Annotated in this window: 21 protein-coding genes and 1 pseudogene; 12 read left to right on the top strand and 10 right to left on the bottom strand. The window is 66.7% G+C overall.

Annotated elements, in window-relative coordinates; all coding sequences use genetic code 11:
- The first annotated feature begins 2 nt into the window (after positions 1-2).
- From FHR32_RS35155 to FHR32_RS35145, 3 genes are all read left to right on the top strand, one after another.
- The gene (locus FHR32_RS35155; protein ID WP_184758838.1) at positions 3-695 is read left to right on the top strand and encodes a TetR/AcrR family transcriptional regulator; all 693 of its coding nucleotides are present in this window, start codon (positions 3-5) and stop codon (positions 693-695) included.
- A gap of 269 nt (positions 696-964) precedes the next feature.
- On the top strand, positions 965-1,177 hold the full coding sequence (locus tag FHR32_RS35150) for a hypothetical protein (RefSeq protein WP_184758837.1): 213 nt from the start codon (positions 965-967) through the stop codon (positions 1,175-1,177).
- 466 nt (positions 1,178-1,643) lie between these two features.
- Positions 1,644-2,123: a hypothetical protein gene (locus FHR32_RS35145; protein WP_184758836.1), complete on the top strand. Its 480-nt coding sequence runs from the start codon at positions 1,644-1,646 to the stop codon at positions 2,121-2,123.
- 91 nt (positions 2,124-2,214) lie between these two features.
- Here the strand turns inward: FHR32_RS35145 and FHR32_RS35140 are convergent, their stop codons facing one another.
- Complete coding sequence (locus tag FHR32_RS35140; RefSeq protein ID WP_155346770.1) at positions 2,215-2,622, bottom strand: RidA family protein; 408 nt, start codon at positions 2,620-2,622, stop codon at positions 2,215-2,217.
- 142 nt (positions 2,623-2,764) lie between these two features.
- Here FHR32_RS35140 and FHR32_RS35135 point away from each other — a divergent pair, with 142 nt between their 5' ends.
- Positions 2,765-3,160: a winged helix-turn-helix transcriptional regulator gene (locus FHR32_RS35135; protein WP_184758835.1), complete on the top strand. Its 396-nt coding sequence runs from the start codon at positions 2,765-2,767 to the stop codon at positions 3,158-3,160.
- A gap of 4 nt (positions 3,161-3,164) precedes the next feature.
- On the opposite strand, the gene FHR32_RS35130 is transcribed toward FHR32_RS35135, so the two are convergent.
- Both FHR32_RS35130 and FHR32_RS35125 read right to left on the bottom strand, forming a co-directional pair.
- Positions 3,165-4,205, bottom strand: coding sequence for an IS3 family transposase (locus tag FHR32_RS35130; RefSeq protein WP_281390987.1), 1,041 nt, complete (start codon positions 4,203-4,205; stop codon positions 3,165-3,167).
- Positions 4,202-4,672 carry a hypothetical protein gene (locus tag FHR32_RS35125; protein WP_184754836.1) on the bottom strand — a complete coding sequence of 157 codons (471 nt, stop codon included), beginning with the start codon at positions 4,670-4,672 and terminating at the stop codon, positions 4,202-4,204. The genes FHR32_RS35130 and FHR32_RS35125 overlap by 4 nt, the downstream gene beginning before the upstream one ends.
- Positions 4,673-5,756: 1,084 nt before the next feature.
- Between FHR32_RS35125 and FHR32_RS35120 the strand changes: the two genes are divergently transcribed.
- Positions 5,757-6,392, top strand: a complete 636-nt coding sequence (locus tag FHR32_RS35120) for a reverse transcriptase domain-containing protein (RefSeq protein ID WP_221466670.1) — start codon at positions 5,757-5,759, stop codon at positions 6,390-6,392.
- Here FHR32_RS35120 and ltrA read toward each other — a convergent pair.
- Positions 6,323-7,597: a group II intron reverse transcriptase/maturase gene (ltrA, locus tag FHR32_RS35115; protein WP_184758833.1), complete on the bottom strand. Its 1,275-nt coding sequence runs from the start codon at positions 7,595-7,597 to the stop codon at positions 6,323-6,325. The genes FHR32_RS35120 and ltrA overlap by 70 nt on opposite strands.
- A gap of 661 nt (positions 7,598-8,258) precedes the next feature.
- On the opposite strand from ltrA, the gene FHR32_RS35110 reads away from it, so the two are divergent.
- Entirely contained in the window at positions 8,259-9,338 is a 1,080-nt protein-coding gene (locus FHR32_RS35110) for an amidase (protein WP_221466669.1), read from the top strand.
- A gap of 38 nt (positions 9,339-9,376) precedes the next feature.
- On the opposite strand, the gene FHR32_RS35105 is transcribed toward FHR32_RS35110, so the two are convergent.
- From FHR32_RS35105 to FHR32_RS35085, 5 genes are all read right to left on the bottom strand, one after another.
- Positions 9,377-9,817 carry a MerR family transcriptional regulator gene (locus tag FHR32_RS35105; RefSeq protein WP_246468300.1) on the bottom strand — a complete coding sequence of 147 codons (441 nt, stop codon included), beginning with the start codon at positions 9,815-9,817 and terminating at the stop codon, positions 9,377-9,379.
- A 10-nt stretch (positions 9,818-9,827) separates the two neighbouring features.
- Positions 9,828-10,712: a DUF2268 domain-containing putative Zn-dependent protease gene (locus FHR32_RS35100; RefSeq protein WP_184758832.1), complete on the bottom strand. Its 885-nt coding sequence runs from the start codon at positions 10,710-10,712 to the stop codon at positions 9,828-9,830.
- Positions 10,713-11,532: 820 nt separating this feature from the next.
- A complete protein-coding gene (locus FHR32_RS46890) occupies positions 11,533-12,120 on the bottom strand; it encodes a recombinase family protein (RefSeq protein ID WP_184758831.1) in 588 nt (195 codons plus the stop codon).
- A 62-nt stretch (positions 12,121-12,182) separates the two neighbouring features.
- Positions 12,183-13,052: a plasmid pRiA4b ORF-3 family protein gene (locus FHR32_RS35090; protein WP_184758830.1), complete on the bottom strand. Its 870-nt coding sequence runs from the start codon at positions 13,050-13,052 to the stop codon at positions 12,183-12,185.
- A gap of 77 nt (positions 13,053-13,129) precedes the next feature.
- Positions 13,130-13,348, bottom strand: a complete 219-nt coding sequence (locus FHR32_RS35085) for a hypothetical protein (RefSeq protein WP_184758829.1) — start codon at positions 13,346-13,348, stop codon at positions 13,130-13,132.
- 111 nt (positions 13,349-13,459) lie between these two features.
- Here FHR32_RS35085 and FHR32_RS35080 point away from each other — a divergent pair, with 111 nt between their 5' ends.
- The 4 genes from FHR32_RS35080 (at position 13,460) to FHR32_RS35065 (ending at position 16,703) form a co-directional block, all read left to right on the top strand.
- Complete coding sequence (locus FHR32_RS35080; protein WP_184758828.1) at positions 13,460-13,870, top strand: CBS domain-containing protein; 411 nt, start codon at positions 13,460-13,462, stop codon at positions 13,868-13,870.
- Between the two features lie 365 nt (positions 13,871-14,235).
- Positions 14,236-14,679, top strand: coding sequence for a helix-turn-helix domain-containing protein (locus FHR32_RS35075; RefSeq protein ID WP_184758827.1), 444 nt, complete (start codon positions 14,236-14,238; stop codon positions 14,677-14,679).
- 3 nt (positions 14,680-14,682) lie between these two features.
- Entirely contained in the window at positions 14,683-15,105 is a 423-nt protein-coding gene (locus FHR32_RS35070; protein ID WP_184758826.1) for a hypothetical protein, read from the top strand.
- Positions 15,106-15,341: 236 nt separating this feature from the next.
- On the top strand, positions 15,342-16,703 hold the full coding sequence (locus tag FHR32_RS35065) for an ISAs1 family transposase (protein WP_184758825.1): 1,362 nt from the start codon (positions 15,342-15,344) through the stop codon (positions 16,701-16,703).
- A gap of 74 nt (positions 16,704-16,777) precedes the next feature.
- On the opposite strand, the pseudogene FHR32_RS35060 reads toward FHR32_RS35065, so the two are convergent.
- Positions 16,778-17,485: pseudogene (locus FHR32_RS35060) on the bottom strand (IS256 family transposase); the annotation flags it as partial.
- Here FHR32_RS35060 and FHR32_RS47795 point away from each other — a divergent pair.
- Positions 17,466-17,891 carry a hypothetical protein gene (locus tag FHR32_RS47795; protein WP_486389403.1) on the top strand — a complete coding sequence of 142 codons (426 nt, stop codon included), beginning with the start codon at positions 17,466-17,468 and terminating at the stop codon, positions 17,889-17,891. The pseudogene FHR32_RS35060 and the gene FHR32_RS47795 sit on opposite strands and share 20 nt — an antisense overlap.
- A 51-nt stretch (positions 17,892-17,942) precedes the next feature.
- Positions 17,943-18,431: a S26 family signal peptidase gene (locus FHR32_RS35055; protein WP_312882842.1), complete on the top strand. Its 489-nt coding sequence runs from the start codon at positions 17,943-17,945 to the stop codon at positions 18,429-18,431.

Here is an 18,431-nt window from a genome sequence, read left to right as displayed (position 1 = left end):
CCATGACTGTGTGGGACCGGCCGGAGCCGCCGACTCGCCCCGTGCCGCTCGACCGGGAGCGAATCGTCGCCGCCGCCATCGCGCTGGCCGACGAGGGCGGGCTGGAGGCGGTGTCGTTGCGCAAGGTCGCCGCCCGGCTGGACGCCGGCCCGATGCGGCTGTACGGATATATCTCCACCAAGGAGGAGCTGTTCGACCTCATGGTGGACGAGGTCTACGCCGAGATCCTCCCCGAGGAGCAGCTCGGCGACTGGCGGGAGGTGTTGCGCATCCGCGCCCACCGCACCAGGCAGGCCACCCTCCGTCACGAATGGCTGGCCGACCTGCTCGGCGGCCGTCCGACCCTGGGCCCAAACGCCCTCGCCGTGACTGAGGCCACGCTGGCCGCCCTCGACGGCCTCGCCGACCTCGACACCGTCATGCGCGCCGTGGAGACTGTCAGTGCCTACTTCACTGGCGCGATCAGGCGCGAGATCGCGAATCTGCGGGCCGAGCGCGCCACGGGCCTGTCCAAGCGCGACTGGCAGCGCGCCTCCGGCCCGCATGTGAGGAGGATGCTGGCCACGGGCCGCTTCCCGGCGCTGGCCAAGGCCGTGTACGACGGCACGGAGGTGGACGCCGAGGCGTCCTTCGCGACCGGGCTGGACTGGGTCCTCGACGCCGTGGCCGCCAAACTCGCCCGGCCGCCGGCGTGACGCTCAGGATTTCCAGGTGACATCCGTGGTACCGCATAACGCCGCCAGACTGCGCACCTACCTGCTCGACTGGTTCAGAGGCAAGCTCTGACGCCGGACGACCGGGCGGCGCTGGAAGGGCTGCGCCATCTGCAGCGGTACGCGGGCTCCTACGCTCATGTCCATGGCCAGCAGCCGCAGACCCTCGGATTCGCGCTCACCGACTCGCCGGTCGGCCTGCTCCCCTGGAACAGCCAGGCCATGGGCGGTCTCGACGCCGACACGGCACCTTGACCCACCAGTCCGTCAGGCTGGACTTCGGCGCCACACACGGCGCCTGGCAGAGTCAGAGATTCTGGTGCGCCGACACGCCGGTCCCCATCCAGGTCTATGGGCAGAGGAGTCACGGCGACACCGTCGATCTGAAGGTCGGCGCGACCAGCGGCGTCTTCAACACCTACAACTACGGCCCGACCTTCCGGGTCAGCATCGGAACCGACTGATCCCGTAGCGCACCACCGGGGACCGCGCGCCGACCATCAGACACGCATGTCGGGCGCGGCCCCCTTCTGTGTCAGCCGATCAGATGCGCCTGGGGACGCTAGAAGTTGCGGACGTACTTCTCCGAGTGACCCGCTTTAGCTGCCCGGTCGGCCAGGGTGACGCCATCCTGTCGCTCTTCATCGAAACCCTCCTCCACCTGCCTGATCACACGCTGTTACTGACATTCAGTGTCGCGGCCCACTGGCGTTCTCTTGTCGCTCAACAGACGCGCCGCCAGGCGGACGCGGGCGGGACCGGCCCCAGGTCGTATGCCCGGCCGCCTGGCCGCCGGAGCGCGCGGCGGGACGCGCCGGGCGCGGGCCGTCCTTGACGGCCCTCCGCTCGGGTCGGCGTCACCGGGGGAAAAGTTGCTCTACTCAGAACCTTTACCGGCGTTTCGCAGTCATACAGAGCATGATGAAGACGATGATCGGGGCCTCGCTCCTCGCAGGCTCGCTGCTGGTCTCCGGCGCCACCGCGGCGGACGCCCAGACGAAGCCGACGCTGGGTCCCTACGGTTATGGCGCCGTCAAGTTCGGCATGACCGTCAAGCAGGCCAAGACGACGGGGGACGTCGTCAAGAAGATGCCGGGCAACGGCGGCTGCTCCGGCTGGGACCTGAAGAAGTTCCCGACCCCCAAGGACTCGGTCGGCATCTACATCTCGCCGAACGTGGGACTGGCCGCCATCTTCGCCGCGAAGGGCATGAAAACCCCGGAAGGCATCAAGATCGGCTCCACCGTCAAGCAGGTGAAGGCGGCCTACCCGCACATCAAGAAAGACGTCCACGGCTTTTATGTGATCACGGTCCCCGGCAACAAGGAGGCTTACTACACCTTCGGCGTCACGCACGGCAAGGTCACCCAGTACGGCATCGCGCTCAACAAGCAGGACTGTTTCAACTAGACGAGCCATTCCGATGTGTGACTGAGCACGCTGGTTGGCCACTGAGCGCCGTAGTTGGCCACTTTGGCGCTCAGTGGCCAAGAGCATCTGTTCAGTCGAGGATCGCGGTGGCTTCGATCTCGACGAGATGGTCGGGGACGTCCAGTGCCGCAACGCCCAGCAGCGTGGCCGGCGGGACCGGAGTGACCCCCAGCTTCGCGGCCGCCCGGGAGATCCCCTCCAGGAGTGTGGGCATCTTGTCGGGGGTCCAGTCGACGACGTAGACGGTCAGTTTCGCCACGTCGTGGAAGGAGCCGCCGGCCTCAGCGAGGGCGGTGCCGATGTTGAGGTAGCACTGCTCGACCTGCGCGGCGAGGTCGCCCTCACCGACCGTTATCCCCTCGGCATCCCAGGCGACCTGCCCGGCGATGAAGACCAGCTTCGACCCGGATGCGATCGACACCTGCCGGTAGACATCGATTTTGGGCAACTCGCTGGGGTTTACCAGGGTGATGGCCATGCTGCCTGCCTCCTTGTTATGAGGGCCCGAGGGCCCGCGTCCATCCGATCAAGACATTCTTGGTATCTTGTGGTTACTCAGGAACCGTAGGAGAGTGGCTACTGACATGGAAGAACGCACTTTTCAGTGACTGGGGAACCTGATGGTGACCAAGCAGTTCAAGGGCGGCTCGGCCGACGAAGCGGACCTGAGGCGCGCGGACTCCCTGGCACGGGAGATCTTCTCGGACATAGCCAACAAGTGGGCATTTCTGATCATCGAGATGCTCGGTGAACGCACCCTGCGCTTCAGCGAGCTGCGGAACGAGGTCGAGGGCATCAGCCACAAGATGCTCACCCAGAACCTGCGCATGCTGGAGCGCAACGGCCTGGTCGAGAGGACGGTGCACCCCACCGTGCCGCCGCGGGTCGAGTACACCCTCACCGAGCCGGGCCAAGCCCTGCGCGCAACGGTCGATGGAATGTGCGGCTGGACCCACCAGTACCTCGGTCACATCGAGGTCGCCCGCCACCGCTTCGGAATCTGTCAAACCGGTTGAGACATCAGGCTACTTGTGTGGTTTGTGGTGAAGGATCGACCTCTTGGGTCGTGGGTGGTTTGTTGATCCACACTCGTGAGGGCAGCGGCGGCGGACAGGGCCGCCGGCCGTGGAACCGCTCGGGGTGGGCCAGGAACGCCGCGTTCAGCGTGGCGGCCCGCCTGGCGTGGATCTCGGCCGCGGAGCCGTCGTGCACCGATGCCGGGGTGTGCATTCCGATGCCGGAATGGCGATGCTCATTGTTGTAGTACCGGAAGAACTGGTCGCAAAAGACGTTGGCATCTTCGATGGACCCGAACGTGCCAGGAAACGCGGGACAGTACTTGAGTGTTTTGAACTGCGCTTCTGAGTACGGATTGTCGTTGGACACACGCGGCCGTGAATGGGACTGGTCGATTCCCAGCAGCGCGAGCAGCCCGGAAACGGTGTTCGAGGTCATCGAGGTGCCACGGTCGGCGTGGATCGCGCCGGGGGCGATCCCGCCGTTGGCCTCGATCGCGTGCTCGATGAACTCCCTGGCAAGGGTTCCCGTCTCCGTCGGCCAGATCTCCCACCAGATCACTTTCCGCGAGAAGATATCGATGATGACATACAGCAGGTAATAGACGCCGCGCACCGGTCCTTTTAGTTTCGTGATATCCCACGACCACACCTGATTCGGCCCGTCGGCTTCCAGTTCGGGTTTCTTCTTCGCCGGATGGACGGCCTGGACGCGCCGCTCACCGGACTGGCCGCGCTGGCGCAGCAGCCGGTACATCGTGGCCTGCGAGCACAGGTAGACGCCCTCGTCCAGCAGGGTCGCCCACGCCTGGCCCGGTGACTTGTCGGCGAACCGGGGCGAGTCCAGCACGGCCAGCACCTGCTCGCGCTCGTGTTCCGACAATTGGGCCGGGTGATGAAATGGGCGGCGTGGACCCAGCCGGGGCGGGGTGGGATTACGGCGCCGGTGCAACGTGGCCCGCGACCTTCCCAAGATCGCACATGCCCTGGCCGTGCCGAGCAACTCCTCCATTTCCGGGAAATGCTCGTCGATGACCCGAGTCAGTTCGTGTCGGAGTCCGCGCTGCTTGAGATGTCCCGAAGCAGCGCGAATGCTTTTCCCGCGATATCAAGCGCGGTCCTGGTCTTCCCGAGTTCGCCGCTGAGCTTCTCGTTTTTGGCCTCCAGTTTCGCCGCGTCGGCCTTGAGCTTTCTGTTCTCGGCCCGCAACCGGGCCAGCTCCTCCGACTCCGTGCTTTTTTTCGGCTTACCCGTCGAAGCGGCCAGTGTGCCGTTCTCCTGCTGCTTTCGCCAGTGCTCGATGTGGGAGTGATACAGCTTCTCGGTGCGCATCAGCGCGCCACGCTCGGGGCTGCCCTCGGGCAGGGCGTCATAGGCCGCCAAGATCCGCGCCTTGTAGGCGGCGGTGAAGGTCCGGCGCACCGGCCGGCGCACCCGATCGTCGGTCACCAGACCATCCTGCCCCCTCATGGCGGCCTGGTCTGCGAGGGTCATCGTCACTGTCTCGATCATCCTGTCTCGCCCTGTTTCACATCATGAAGACTCATTCATCCCATGTCTCACAAGAGTCTGACAGAGAGGGCTTCGACGCCTGACGGCTGGAGCGCGCGCACGCGCAGCCATCGGGGTTGAGGAACAGCGGAACAGCCGTTGGCGGTACGCCGCTGCGTCGCAGGTCGCGGAAGGTTATGCAGGGCGTCGGGGCGGTGTTTCCCGGGGCCGCGCCCTCGCGTCAGCGGGCTCCAACCGCCTGGCCCTTTCGCATTCGACCAGCTCACCGCCACAACGAGAAACAAGATCTTTCTCACGTGCGTCCAGTAGGGATAGGTGGTTGATCGAAATGGGTGGTTAACGATTGATCTCGTAAGTTCGTCGTCGCTTGCCGGTGCGAGTCCGGTCCGGGTAATCGTCAGGGAGCCCGGTAGCAGGCTGGCGGCTCCGTCTGGAAACGGTCGGAGTCGAAGCCCAGCGTCAAGCGTCCCTTGGGGGCGTGCAACTGTGCGGTCCGCAGCATGAAGCGAAGCCTGCCGCGTCGTTAGATCTCTCACCCGGTGACGGGTGGGGCGAGGGGATGCCGAGCCCGGCTGAGAAGGGCGAAGGCCATGGAAGCGGTGAAGATCCTGAAGATGCAGCCGTGAAGGATCCCCCGGCGTAGAGGGCGTGGAACGTACAGATAGTGGCGGCGGGAACTGGAGAGGCCCTCCCCGGCCCGGTGACCTGCGCAGTCGTGTTGCCGGAGCGTGGTGTCCCATAACCGATGACCTCGGGAAGTGGATGGCTGGCCGGGTGGGCGTCGGAGGGGGCCGTAGTACCGCTTGAGCCGATCGGACAGCATAACCGGCGGTGAGGGAAGGGCCCCTGCTTCGTCGACGCGTGCTGATGCAGACGCCCCAGATGATGCCGGGGCAGATGGAGGTGCCCGGTGAGTGCCGAGGTTTCGGCTGGTCCCATCGCCCTGGTGAAGGCTCCCTTGGACAAGGTGCGTGCCCTGCAGCACACGCTTTACCGGACGGCCAAGGCCGATCCCGGACGACGGTTTCACGCGCTCATGGACAAGGTCTCCCGCAGGGACGTCCTGTGGCGTGGGTGGGCCGCGGTGCGCGCCGACAACGGCGCACCCGGCATCGACCAGACCACTTTGGACCAGATCGAACACGAGTACGAGGCAGTCCGCCTTGTGGACGAGCCGGCCGCCGAACTGCAAGAAGGCCGATACCGTCCGCTGCCCGCGCGCGGGGTAATGATCCCCAAACCGGGACGGGCGGAGGAGTACCGGCCGCTGTCGATCTCGACGGTTCGGGACCGGGTCGTGCAGGCCGCTTTGAAGATCGTGCTTGAGCCGGTCTTCGAAGCGGACTTCCTGCCGTGCAGCTTCGGGTTCCGGCCGAAACGCGCGACTCACGACGCGCTTCAAGTCGTCATCGATGAGGCTTGGCGGGGCCGCCGGTGGGTGGTCGAGACGGATATCGCCAACTGCTTTTCGGCGATTCCGCATGACCGGTTGATGCAAGTGATCGAGGAACACGTCTGCGACCAGGCGGTCTTGAAGCTGATCCGGCAGATCCTGCGAGCCGGTGTCATGTGGGTCGGGTGGCCGGAGGGAATCTCACCCTCCGGCTCCCACAGATCCGGACGTAAGCCTCTCGACTTATCCGGCTCCTGTCATCCAGCTCGCGCCGCTGCTGATCTCCTGAGCGCATTCCGCTTCCAGTGCGCGAAGAGCCCCGGATAAGATCTCATGATCTTCTTCAGGGTCTCCCACGCCCGACGTGGAGAGCGCCGCAGGTGCTTGTACTTCCGTCGGGCCCACCGAACGAGATACTGATCGACGTGAGACAGCACATGAGCCGCCTCCGACGGGCGAAAGCGCCCGAAGTAGACGGCCCACGGCCCGACCTTGACATTGATCAACTTGGCGATGTCCTTGAAGCTCAGGTCGCTGCGCAGGTGAAATCGCATCCGGCGTAGTTCCTGCCGGATCGCTTTGGCGCTGCTACCGCTGATGGCCGGAGAGAAGGTCGTGAACAGCGCTCCGCCCTTCTGGATGGCCATCCGCGGTTTGAAGGTGTACCCCAGGAAGTCGAACGTCACGGTGTCGTGCCTGCCGTAGCGTCCAGTCTGCTTGCAGTACACAATGCGGGTTTTGTCCGGATGCAGCTGCAACCCGCCACACTCCGCCAGTCGCCGGGCGATCGCCTCTTTCACCCTGCAGGCCTGCTGCTCGCTCACACAATGCACGATCACGTCATCGACGAACCGCTCGAACGGCACAGACGGAAATTCTCTGGCCATCCAGGCATCGAAGGCGTAACGCATGAACAGGTTGGCGATCAGCGGGGAGATCGACGCGCCCTGGGGGCTGCCCCGATCCCGCGCGGCAAGCGTTCGGTCCGGCATCGACAGCGGGGCCTTCAGCCACCGCTCGACATACAGCAGGATCCACGCCTCGGCGGTGTGGGCAGCGATCGCCTTGAGGATCAGATCGTGATCGAGATTGTCGAAGAAACCCGCGATGTCCAGATCGATCGCCCAGGCACACCGGAAGCAGCGCTCCCGGCAGGTGGCCACCGCATCCAGCGGCGACCTGCCTGGCCGATACCCGTAGGAGTCTTGGTGGAATATCGGTTCCACCAACGGCTCCAGATAGGCGACCGCCACCGTCTGCGCGATGCGATCTGCAACGCACGGCACTCCAAGAATCCTCGATCCCGAGCCGCTCTTCTTGGGGATCTCCACCATCCGCACCGGGGCCGGGAAGTAACTCCCCGACGACATCCGGTTCCACAGTTTGTACAGGTTGTCCTTGCGGTCCTGTTCGAACTGCTCGACCGTCACGCCATCGACCCCGGCCGCCCCCTTCTTACTCCTGACCTTCTCAAACGCCGTCACGAACACCTGCCTGGAGATGTCGTACGGCTTCGAGCCTGGCTCGTTCATCCGGCTCCTCCCGAGAACTTCGGTTGACCATCAGACAAACCTGAATGACCCGTCCCCTTCGCTCCACGCCCATTACGGCGCTTCACCGCTACTACGAGACGGTCCGCCCCTGTGCCCGGCCACCGGTACTCAGCCCCTTGCAAGCTCATCGCTCCTTGGGGTTCTCCCTCTCGCCCCGACTGGCCGCCGGGGACACTTTCACGGGCGACAGGTTCCCGCGTTCCATGCCAGAGCCCAGATCAAGCTCGCGCCATCTCCATGCCGGACGCCGCCCGAGCGGTAGACAGGTATCCCCCGGGCTTGTCCCGAAGGCAAGAGCAGCCCCCGGTTTCGACGTCGTCTGTTTCTTTCGACACTTCAGCGATGGTTCGCTCGCGCTCGCCTTCTTGATCCCTACCTGACGCGGTCCCGCCGCGCCGTTTCCGCATCGCTCACCACCCCGGCTCTTAACCGACGCAGCATGCGGTGGTTTGGGGCCTCCTCCTGCAAGGCGGCTCCGGAGGGCCTACCTCCATCTCCAGCACAGTTACACACAGCCACGAACGTCCGACTACATCGGACCCTCCTCACTGCGCTCGCGGCGCACGCTCTTCGATTTTGAGGGGGACGCTCACCCTCATGCCGCTGGCACGTTGATCGTTTGATGTGTGCAGTGCAACCGTTGGGGCTGCAAGATGTGCAGAGCTTCAACGAGATCTACGGCACCACCAACAACCCGTGGGATCACGGTCGCACGCCGGGTGGATCCTCCGGCGGATCAGCGGCGGCCCTGGCGGCCGGATTCGGCGCGCTGTCCATTGGCTCCGACATCGCCGGTTCGTTGCGCACCCCCGCGCATTTCTGCGGTGTCTACGGACACAAGCCGACACTCGGGCTGGCGGCGAACCGCGGTATGGTCCCGCCGCCCGCGCCGGCATTGCCGGCCGACCTTGACCTCGCCGTCGTCGGTCCGATGGCGCGCATTGCCCGCGACCTCACGCTCCTGCTCGACGTAATGGCCGGACCGGACCCGCTGACGCTCGGCGTGGCGCACGACTTGACGCTGCCGCCCGCGCGCCACGAGCGGCTCTGCGACTTCCGGGTCTTGGTCCTCGACGAGCATCCGCTCATTCCGACCGGGTTCGCTGTGCGGGCGGGCGTGAACCGGGTGGCCGACGCGCTTGCCGACGGCGGCGCCCGCGTCGAACGGCACAGTCCGCTGCTGCCCGATCTGGCCGAAGCCGCGATGCTCTACACGCAGTTGCTGTTTTCGGGCTCCATTGCACGTTTTCCCGTCGAAGCGTACGAGCAGCTGCGGACCCGCGCCGCCGGACTGAGCGCAGACGACCAGAGTCTCGATGCGGCGCGGCTGCGCGGCATGGTGTTCAGCCACCGCGACTGGATGGAGGCGAACAACCGTCGCGAACTCCACCGCCACGGCTGGCGGCAGCTCTTCGCCGAGTTCGATGCTGTGGTGTGTCCGATCACGCCCACTCCCGCGTTCCCGCACGACCACAACCCCACTCTGGAGGAACGGCGGATCGATATCGACGGCGTCGAGTACCCGTACTTCGACCAGCTCGTCTGGGCCGGTCTGGCCACCATGCCCGGCCTGCCCGCCACCGCCATACCAGCGGGTCGGTCCCCCGAGGGTCTGCCGGTGGGAGTGCAGCTCATCGGTCCGATGTTCGAGGACCGCACCCCGCTGCGGCTGGCCGAACTGCTCGAGCAGAAGATCGGCGGCTTCCAGGCACCGAAATAGAGCGTATTACCTGGTGTCCGTCGAGGACGAGGTGCGGATCACGACGAGATCCTCCGATTGCGCGCAGTCGCTGCCCGGAACGCGAATGTCACCCGCCTCCCCGCAACACGGTTGAACCCCGCCAGCATCACGTCCATCCGCGGTTTCGCCCCCGCCTGCAGGGCCTCGAGCGTGTGACGCACGGACCGGAGCTGCCGTTCGATGCGGTCCCGTTCCTCCTCCAGTGCGGCGATGTGGGCGCGGAGCCCGTCGAGTGCGTTCACCTCGTCGGCCAGGACCTCGGCGATGGCCGGCAAGCCCATGCCGAGCCGGCGCATGAGCAGGATCCGCTGCAGCCGGGCGACCGCGGCGGGGTCGTAGAAGCGGTACCCGTTCGCGCCGACCCGGGACGGGGCCAGGAGCCCGAAGCGGTCGTAGTGACGCAGGGTGCGGCTGGTGATGCCGGCCCTCGCCGCGAGCTCCTGGATCGTCCACTCCATCGTTCCAGTGTTACCTGCTGCGGAGAGTGGTCGCGATGATCTCCGCCGCGTCAGCGCGCAGGGCCTGCGCCGCCGTCTGCCCGGTCGCCGCCAGGTAGGTGTCGACCAGCCGGTTGCCCGCGGCGTACCCGGCGCCCATCGGCAGTCCCACCGGGGTGACACCGAGGTGCTCGGCGCCGGCGTCGCCGTGCACCCAGGCGGTGAAGTTGTGCATGCCTGTCACGTCGAGCCCGGTGAGCACCTTGGCGAAGACCTCGTCGTCGTGCAGGTGCGGCACGCCGATGCGGGCGGGGCCGAGCTCGTCGCCGTAGAGTTGCCGGGCGAAGGCGTCGGCCAGGCCCTCGCCGACGATGTGCTCGCCGACTGTGACGGTCATCGGGTCCCACACGACACCGCCCGGGCTCCACCGCAGGTTGTGGTTGAGTTCGTGCACGGCGGTGGCCTCCAGCCGCTCCACGTTCTCGGGGAAGGGCCAGAACGTGATGGCGATGTGGCCCGAGATGCCGCCGAACCCGGTCAATCCCTTGCAGGGGCCCATGAAGTGCTTGTCACCCGGATCGCCGAGGAGGAACAGCACGGTGATGTCCGGGGCCTCCAGCCCCGGCGTCGCCTCCAGAAGTACGGCCAGAGCGTCGTCGAGCGCGCGTTGCATCCGCTCCCAGGCTCCGGCCGCCGCCAGGGTTTCGAGCGCGTCGAGGCAACGCTGCTCGTCGCGGTCGATGGGGAACCCGGACGATTGGAGGTGCACGGCGACCAGGTCGATTTCGCCGGGGTGGTAGCGGTACATGCCCTTGTTGGCCTCCAGCATCGAACGCAGCAGGTCAACGCGGTCCGCGACCGGGGCCAGCAGGATCCGCCTCATGGCGGAGTAGGTGTCAAGAACAGTGATCGACATGGCGCCGATGCTAGAAGTTGACGCAGCGTCAAGGTCAAACCAGCGACGGCTCTTCGTCGAGATACAGCCAGGCATGCCGTCACCCGGTCCCGTCGCGATCGGCGGTTCGCCGCTGCGATGGACTCACGCAACTTGGTCAGCCGCTGTTCCAGTGTGCGCGGCTCCTCGGTCTTGCGATCCGCGGTGAACAGCATCCACCGCTGCACCCCCGCCGTCGCCAACTGCGCCAGAGAGCCTCCTCGGAGGCCTGTCGGCGCGACCCGACAGACACAGCACCGCGACCGCGATGACCGGCGATCGCCAACCTAACCCGTCACACGGAGCTACTTTGCCCGTGGTGACGCCGACCCGAGTGGGGGCCTGGGGGTGGGGTGTCTGATCAGGCGCTGGTCGGCTGGGCCTGCGCGTGGTCTGTTCGTCGTGGTCGCGGAGCATGCGCAGGACGGTGGCGGGTGATGGGTGCTGGCCCTTCTTCTCGCCTGTGGTGATGACGAGCCGGGCGGCGATGTCGCGCTCGGCGACGCCGTACATCCGCTCCAGATAGCCGGCCAGTCGAGCGGGCATCGAGGTGTGCGCGGCGTCAGGGTGCACACGCGGGCCAGCTCGATGGGGCACTCGCGCAGCACCTTCCAGAACGTCATCAGGTCGCGGTCCAGGTCGTTGACCGTCTCCAGCCGGGATGGCTTCTTGGCCAGGAGGACGGCCAGGGATCTGGCGAACGGTTCGAGGTAGTGGGTGTGCTCGGCAGCATGGCGGCGATTTGCTCGGCGAGCTTGGCCTTGCCGCCGTAGTAGGTGATGGGGGCAGCACTGTGCTCCTCCTACGCCGAGACCGGCTTGTCGGGGTCAAGGTGGCGGTAGATCGTGGCGCGGCTGACGCCGAGCCGGTCGGCGATCTGCTGGACGGTGTAGCGGCGCTTGCCGTCCTCGCCCTTCATCTCATACAGGGCCCGGGCCATCTCCACCCCGTGAGCATCGAGGGCCGGGGGACGCCCGCCGGCGCGGCCGCGCGCCCGGGCCGAGGCCAGCCCTTCGAGCGTCCCCTCCACGATGAGCTCGCGGAGGAACTCGTCGAAGGCGCCGAACATGTGGAACTGCAGGCGTCCACCCGGTGTGGAGGTGTCGATGCCTTGCTTGAGCACCAGGAGGTCGACCTCGCACTCGCGGAGTTTGGCCGCCAGATCCAGCAGGTGACGCAGGGAACGGGCCGCCCGGGACAGGCGGGTGATGACGAAGGTGTCACCGGGGCGGAGGTAGTCCAGCGCCTTGTCGAGCTCGGGGCGCCGATCGATCCTTCCCGATGCCTTGTCGACGAAGATCCGGTCGCATCCTGCCGCGGTGAGGGCGTCGCGTTGGCTGTCGGGGTTCTGATCGCGGGTGGAAGCCCGTCCATAGCCGATCCTGCTCACCTTGCGAGTGTCTCATAAACGGTCTTCCTGCGGGATAGTGAAACATAGTTTTCGTACGCGGATTATGAGACGTGATTGCGGGGTTGAGGTGAGCGGAACGAGGTGTCGTTGAGGGATGTCTCAGAAATGATCGTTCGTTTTCGGGACGGCCATTCGGGCGCTCCTCGCGGTCGTCGTGGTCGCCGAGAAGGTTGTCGTCCCGGTCGACCGCCCCCAGACACCCCCCGGCCGAGTGGGCGCGTCGGCTTGTCGGCGGCTGCGGAGAATTCGGTGAAGGCCTGCGCGGCGCGCTGGGCGGCGACGGCGCGTATCCGCTCATGGAAGGCCGCTTCCTCAACACGGCGGGCCGCGGCCTGCTCGGCCAGGTGCACGGCGAGCTTGGCCAACTCGGTGTTGATCTCGTCTTTGTCCCAGGCGGCGCCGTCCCACGTGGCCGTCCCGAACAGGTGGCGGGCCTGCTGGTACTTACCGCCCTTGCGGTGCCCCAGCGCCCGCAGGTGCTCGACGAAGCCGCCCGGGCCGCCGCAGTCCTCGGGCGGGCAGGCCCGGCCGCCGGCCGTGCAGCGCGGGTAGGTCGTCTTCGCCCCGGCCTGGTGGATCTTCTCGACCTGAAGGTCGTGGTCCCAGCAGTCGCCGAAGTCGTATCGGTAGGCCAGCCGGCCGCCGACCGTCGGCAGCAGGGCGGCCAGCGTCACGTCGTACTCGCTTTTGGCGTTGTCACCGTACTCGTCCCAGCCCTTGACGAACACGTGCAGATGCTCGTTGTCCCACCCCATCGCCACCTGGATGATGTTGTGCAACTCCCACAGATTCGCCGTCGACGGCACATGGATCCGCCGCCACACCAGAGGGCGGACATCCCGCAAAGTGACCTTCAACTGATGGATGCCGCCCACGGCGAACCGGCCCTTCATGACGACGACGGGCGCCACGGTAGCGGCTGATCACCGATACGGGACGGTTCCGGGACTACTCCGGATTCGCCCGCCTTCGGGCGGGTGGCGGTGGCCTACCAGTCCACGATCACCACGAGGCTGTCGTTGAAGGGCACGATCCCGGCCGGTTTGGCCAGCGCCAGGATCCGCTGGAAGGGTCCGCGGACGTAGGCCAGGCGCAGCCAGCCGCCCGCTGCGGCGGCGCGGCGATGGCCCTGCACGCCAGCGGACCGGTAGCCGCCGGGCATGGGCGCGATCGACACGAGCCGGCACTCCAAGAAGGGCTGTCCCATGCCCAACGCGGTACTGGAACATCCAGGTCAAGGATGCTTCGAACGCGTTTCGCATCCTTGCAGGCAGAGCAGGGAACCGACAAACGGGCCTATATAGGTAGAAGATCGACCATGACTACAGCGCATGACGTTATGCACCCTGGCTGTGAGCGCCTGAGGATCAACGAGAACCTCACCGACGCGGCCCGGCGGATGGCTGAACTGAACGTCGACGCCTTGCCGGTCTGTGGCCAGGACGGCCGGCTCAAGGGGATCATCACCGACCGCGACATCGTGGTGAAGTGCATCGCGAAGGGCAAGAACCCGACCGAAGTCAAGGCCGGCGACCTCATCGAAGAAGCCCATGTGTGGTGGATCGACGCCGACGCGGACATCGACGAGGTACTGCACCAGATGGCCGAGCACAAAATCCGTCGCTTGCCCGTGCTGGAGAACAAGGAACTGGTCGGCATCATCAGCCAGGCCGAACTCGCAACGGAGCTGCTGGAGTTGGTGGAAGCCATCTCCAGTACTTCGCAGTGAAAGAGGCAGCACGGCCCACCGGCCACCACGAGCACAACGGAAGGGAGGTGAAGCCGTGAGCAACACCGAGCAACACCTGAATCCGAAGAGCTGCAGGCCGAGGAGCCGACTAATGAGTCGGAAACGCAGGGCGAGGGGACGGCCACGGAAACGACCGATGGTGAGTCAGTCCACGAGGTCAAGGCCGACCGAACCCGACGGGGTCCTGCCAGCAGGGGGCCGAACCCCGTCTCGCGTCAGGACTGGGAGCGAAAACGACCTGTCTTAACGGCACCCCTGGTTGGTCTTCCCGCTCGGACTCATTCTTTGCTTGCTATTGCAAGCATATTGTCCGTAATTGCAAGCATTGGTGATGACTATGGGGTATGGAACTACCCAAGGTCGGCTCGATTGGCGAATACATCCGCCAGCAGCGGCAGCAGGCGAAGATCTCTCTTCGTCAGCTCGCCGCCCAGGCGGGGGTCTCCAACCCTTACCTGAGTCAGGTCGAACGCGGCCTGCGCAAGCCGAGCGCGGAGATCCTCGACCAGATTGCCAAGGGTCTGCACATTTCCGCTCGGGCGCTGTATGTGCGGGCGGGGCTCATCGAGAATCGCGAGATCGACAGCGACGTGCGGGCGGCGATCTGGGCCGACGTCACCATCACCGAGCGGCAACGCCAGGTGCTGATCAATATCTACGAGTTGTTCCGCAGGGAGGACCGGGCCGAGATTGCGCGGGCCCAGCCGACGCAACCGGCTGAGCCCCCACTTGGTGAGCCGATCTTCTCGCTGAACGGCCAGGCCATACCGAATCGCAGGGAGGGGTGACTCATGGCGCTCACCACTGGGGTCAAGAAGATCACCACGTCCAAGCCGTTCTACGCCGTCGCCGGCGCCGCCGGCTACGCCGTGGAGACGCTGTGCAAGGTGCCCGAGCAGCTGCAGGCGCGCCGGGGCGAGCTCCGCGGAGCGGCCAGGGACCTGCCGGGCAGGGCGTGCGAGAGCGTTGCCAAGGACCTGCCGGGGCAGGCCCGCGGGTACGCCCACACCGCCGCCGCCAAGGTCAACGACTTCTACGACGAGCTGGCCGCCCGCGGCCGCAAGATCGTCAGCAGGGCGAGCCGCGAGGCCGCGCACGAGCTCGAGGAGGTCTCTGAGTCCGCCAAGCCCGCGATCGCCCCCAAGGGGGCGGCTCCGGCCGAGAAGCCTGCCCCGCGCCCTGCCCGGCGCGCCAAGACAACGTCCAAGGCGTGACGCGAGACCATGTGGCCCGCACCCGGTCGCCCGGGGCGGGCCGTCGTGCGCCTGGTGAAAGGAGGAGCGGGGCGTTTGTGTGAGCGTCAGGCACGAGCCTTGCCGAAAGCGGGGCGCGAGGTGCGATGAGAGGCCCATGCGCCCAAGGTGACAGGGCCCCGGCGTTCTTGAGTTCTGATGCGGTATGACGCGGTTGAGGGTTTCGGCAGGTGACATGCGAAAGAGCGCGACTTCTGGTGATCTTTCAGGTCTCCAAACCCAAGATCGCAGCAGGAGTCGCGCTCGCGCCCCCATCTTCCCCGACCAGCCCCTGTTCCGTCCCGTGTCTTGACCGGCTCGCCGACCTGGCGTTGTGGGAAGCGGAACCGGCCGCCGACCCGGTCGTGGTGGAATCGGCGTTGTTGGGCCGGTTGGCGACAGCGCCCGATCAGCGCTCGGCCTGCGGGCTGCGGCATCCGCTGGTGGTCATCTTGGCGTTGACCGCGTGCGCGACGCTCGTGGTCGGCAGCAACAGCATCGCGGCGATCTGGCAGCGGGCCGCCCGGACCTCCCAGCAGGTGCCGCAGCGGCTGGGCGCCTACCGTGACCCGTTCACCGGTCTGTTCACCGTGCCCGGCGAACGAACTTTCCGCCGGGTCCTGGCCGACGTGGACGCCGACGCGCTGGACGCGGCGATCAGCGGCTACGTGGCCGATGCCGTACGCCAGGCGGCACCCATCCCACAGATCCCCGATACACCCGGCCCCGTCGAGCGCGAGCAACGCCGCGCAGCCCGACGGCAGCTCACCCATCCCGCCCCGGACGGGCTGCTGCCCGGTGCCGCCCTGGACGGCAAGGTCAGCCGCGGCGCCCGGACCGAGCAGGGCGGGCGCGTCTTTCTGGTCGGGGCGATCAGCCACGAGCACGGGGTGATCCTTGGACAGTGCCAGGTCGCCGGCAAACGGGGCGAGGGCCCGGCCGCCCGCACGCCGCTGCCGCAGCTGGAGGTCGCCGGGATGGTGTTGACTCTGGACGCCCTGCACACCACCAAGGCCACCGCCCGCTTGATCACCGAGCAGTTGGAAGCCCACTACATCCTCATTTTGAAGGGAAACCAACCGCTGGCCCGCACCGCCGCGCAAGCCCTGCTGAGCGGCCCGGATGCCGAATGGAGCGACACCACCGCCATCGAGTGCGATCGTGGGCACGACCGCACCGAACGCCGGACCATCCGCACCGCCGAAGCAGACGACACCCTCTTCCCAGGTGCCCGGCAAGCCTTCCGGCTCCGCCGCGACGTCGGCGATCTGGACGGCGCATGGACCAGCAAAGAGATCGTGTACGGCATCACCGGCATGCCCACCACGCTGGCCGGGCCCGCCCAGCTCAACCATTACGAACGCGCGCACTGGGGAGTGGAAAATCGTCTCCACCGGGTCCGCGACGTGACATTCCGGGAGGACCTCTCCCAGCTCCGGACAGGCACCGCACCCAGAGCCCTGGCCAGCTTCCGCAATCTGGCGATCAGTACCGCCCGTCTGGCAGACCGAGCCAACATCGCCCATGCCCGCCGCGACCTCCTCGATCACAACGACGCCTTCGCCGTCTACAACATTTGATCAACCCGAAGAAGCGGGACATAGCGAATCAACGCCGGGGCCCTGGGGGTCAGGCGGCCTTCGAAGGTGATGGCGATGGCGTCCCAGTGCTGACGGGCGGCATACCGGAACGAGGCGCGCAGCAGGTGCACCACACACGTCTGCACGACCGCCTGCGGCCATACCTGCTCGATCGCGTCCGGCAGGCCCTTGAGGCCGTCGCAGACCACCGTCAACGCGTCGGCGGCACCGCGGTTCTTGATCTCGGTGAGCACGTGCAGCCAGAACTTGGCACCCTCGCCGCCGTCACCGGACCATAGCCCGAGGATGTCGCGCTCACCGTCGACGGTGATCGCCACGTAGATCGGCCGGTTGGCGACCTGCCCGTCGCGGATCTTCACGTGGATCGCATCGATGAGGACCACCGGGTAGACCACATCCAGCGGCCGGTTCTGCCACTCGGTCATGCCGTCGATGACCTTGTCGGTGATGGTGGAGATGGTCTGCTTGGAGACCTCGGCGCCGTAGACCTCGGCCAGGTGCGCGGAGATCTCCCCGGTGGTCAGGCCCTTGGCGGCCGGCGAGATGACCATCTCATCGACGCCGGACAGCCGCCGCTGCCGCTTACGCACGATCTTCGGCTCGAAGCTGCCGTTGCGATCGCGCGGCACGGTGATCTCCACCGGCCCCACATCGGTGATGACCGTCTTGGTGCGGGTGCCGTTGCGGGAGTTGCCCGCTTCGCCTCCGGCTCGTTCGTGCTTGTCGTAGCCGAGGTGGTCGGTGATCTCGCCTTCCAGCGCCGCCCCCGAACCCCTGCCAGGCGAGCGCATCGCCCGCCCAGCGGGCGCGGGGGCTGGGCGTGGTGCAGGGCGGACGACGCCCTCGCTCCGGACCCCGGGGGCAGGGTCGTCACATCCCTTCGGACGTCGCATCTCGGGTGGGGCCGCTTCAGGCCGGCATCGAGTTTCCGAGATCATCGGCGAGGCCGGGTGGGTCCAGGTCAAGCCGTCCGGGTGGGGCCGTTCCACCGTCATAACCACCCGTTCCCGCACGAAGCTGCCGTCCGGTCGTTTCCAGGCTCGCTATACCGGGCCTGATGACGTGGAGCGCAGGGCTCCGGAGACCTTCGCGACCAAACGCGATGCTGAGGTCTGGTTGAGCAAGAAGGAGTCCCTCTTTTTTTCCTGCGCGGGAGCCGCGGGTTGACAGGCCCCACGGCCAGCGGAGACCGTTTCCCCGGAACAGATCGGCCCTTCCTTGGGCCGGCAGCGGAAAGGTACGGCGACGTTGATCATCGGTGGGCTACTATTCGGTGTTCTCCTCTTGGCCGCGGGCGCTTCCTGGGCTCGCCGAAGCTATTTGGTGATCACCGTTGACGGAACGAGCATGACGCCGACGCTGGCCGACGGCGACCGCGTCCTGGTGCGGCGGCGACGGCTCGATCAGGTGGGCCGGGGCGATGTCGTCGTGCTCGAGCCTCCGCTAGATCCTTCCGGTCGGTACATGCCCGGGCCGTCCGGTCCGGACGGCCGACGCTGGAACATCAAGCGGGTCGCCGCGTTGCCCGGTGATCCGGTGCCGGCGGGGATTACGGCCGGTGCCGGCGTGGCTCTGGTGCCTTCCGGGGCGATGGTGGTCCTCGGCGATAACCCGGCGGACAGTGTCGACTCCCGGCAGCGGGGGTTCTTTCCCGCGGACCAGGTGCTCGGCGTCGCGCTGCGCCGGTTGGGCGGGTCGGCCCTGTAG

Source organism: Streptosporangium album (assembly GCF_014203795.1).
GTDB lineage: Bacteria > Actinomycetota > Actinomycetes > Streptosporangiales > Streptosporangiaceae > Streptosporangium > Streptosporangium album.
The sequence above is the reverse complement of the archived record's forward strand: the minus strand, read 5'-3'. Positions and strand labels throughout refer to the sequence as shown.

Excerpts from the sequence above, each read along its gene's own strand:
- FHR32_RS35155 (WP_184758838.1), top strand. The coding sequence starts at position 3 with ATGACTGTGTGGGACCGGCCGGAGCCGCCGACTCGCCCCGTGCCGCTC.
- FHR32_RS35145 (WP_184758836.1), top strand. The coding sequence starts at position 1,644 with ATGATCGGGGCCTCGCTCCTCGCAGGCTCGCTGCTGGTCTCCGGCGCC.
- FHR32_RS35140 (WP_155346770.1), bottom strand. The coding sequence starts at position 2,622 with ATGGCCATCACCCTGGTAAACCCCAGCGAGTTGCCCAAAATCGATGTC.
- FHR32_RS35135 (WP_184758835.1), top strand. The coding sequence starts at position 2,765 with ATGGTGACCAAGCAGTTCAAGGGCGGCTCGGCCGACGAAGCGGACCTG.
- FHR32_RS35125 (WP_184754836.1), bottom strand. The coding sequence starts at position 4,672 with ATGATCGAGACAGTGACGATGACCCTCGCAGACCAGGCCGCCATGAGG.
- ltrA (WP_184758833.1), bottom strand. The coding sequence starts at position 7,597 with ATGAACGAGCCAGGCTCGAAGCCGTACGACATCTCCAGGCAGGTGTTC.
- FHR32_RS35105 (WP_246468300.1), bottom strand. The coding sequence starts at position 9,817 with ATGGAGTGGACGATCCAGGAGCTCGCGGCGAGGGCCGGCATCACCAGC.
- FHR32_RS35100 (WP_184758832.1), bottom strand. The coding sequence starts at position 10,712 with ATGTCGATCACTGTTCTTGACACCTACTCCGCCATGAGGCGGATCCTG.
- FHR32_RS35085 (WP_184758829.1), bottom strand. The coding sequence starts at position 13,348 with ATGGGACAGCCCTTCTTGGAGTGCCGGCTCGTGTCGATCGCGCCCATG.
- FHR32_RS35080 (WP_184758828.1), top strand. The coding sequence starts at position 13,460 with ATGACTACAGCGCATGACGTTATGCACCCTGGCTGTGAGCGCCTGAGG.
- FHR32_RS35075 (WP_184758827.1), top strand. The coding sequence starts at position 14,236 with ATGGAACTACCCAAGGTCGGCTCGATTGGCGAATACATCCGCCAGCAG.
- FHR32_RS35070 (WP_184758826.1), top strand. The coding sequence starts at position 14,683 with ATGGCGCTCACCACTGGGGTCAAGAAGATCACCACGTCCAAGCCGTTC.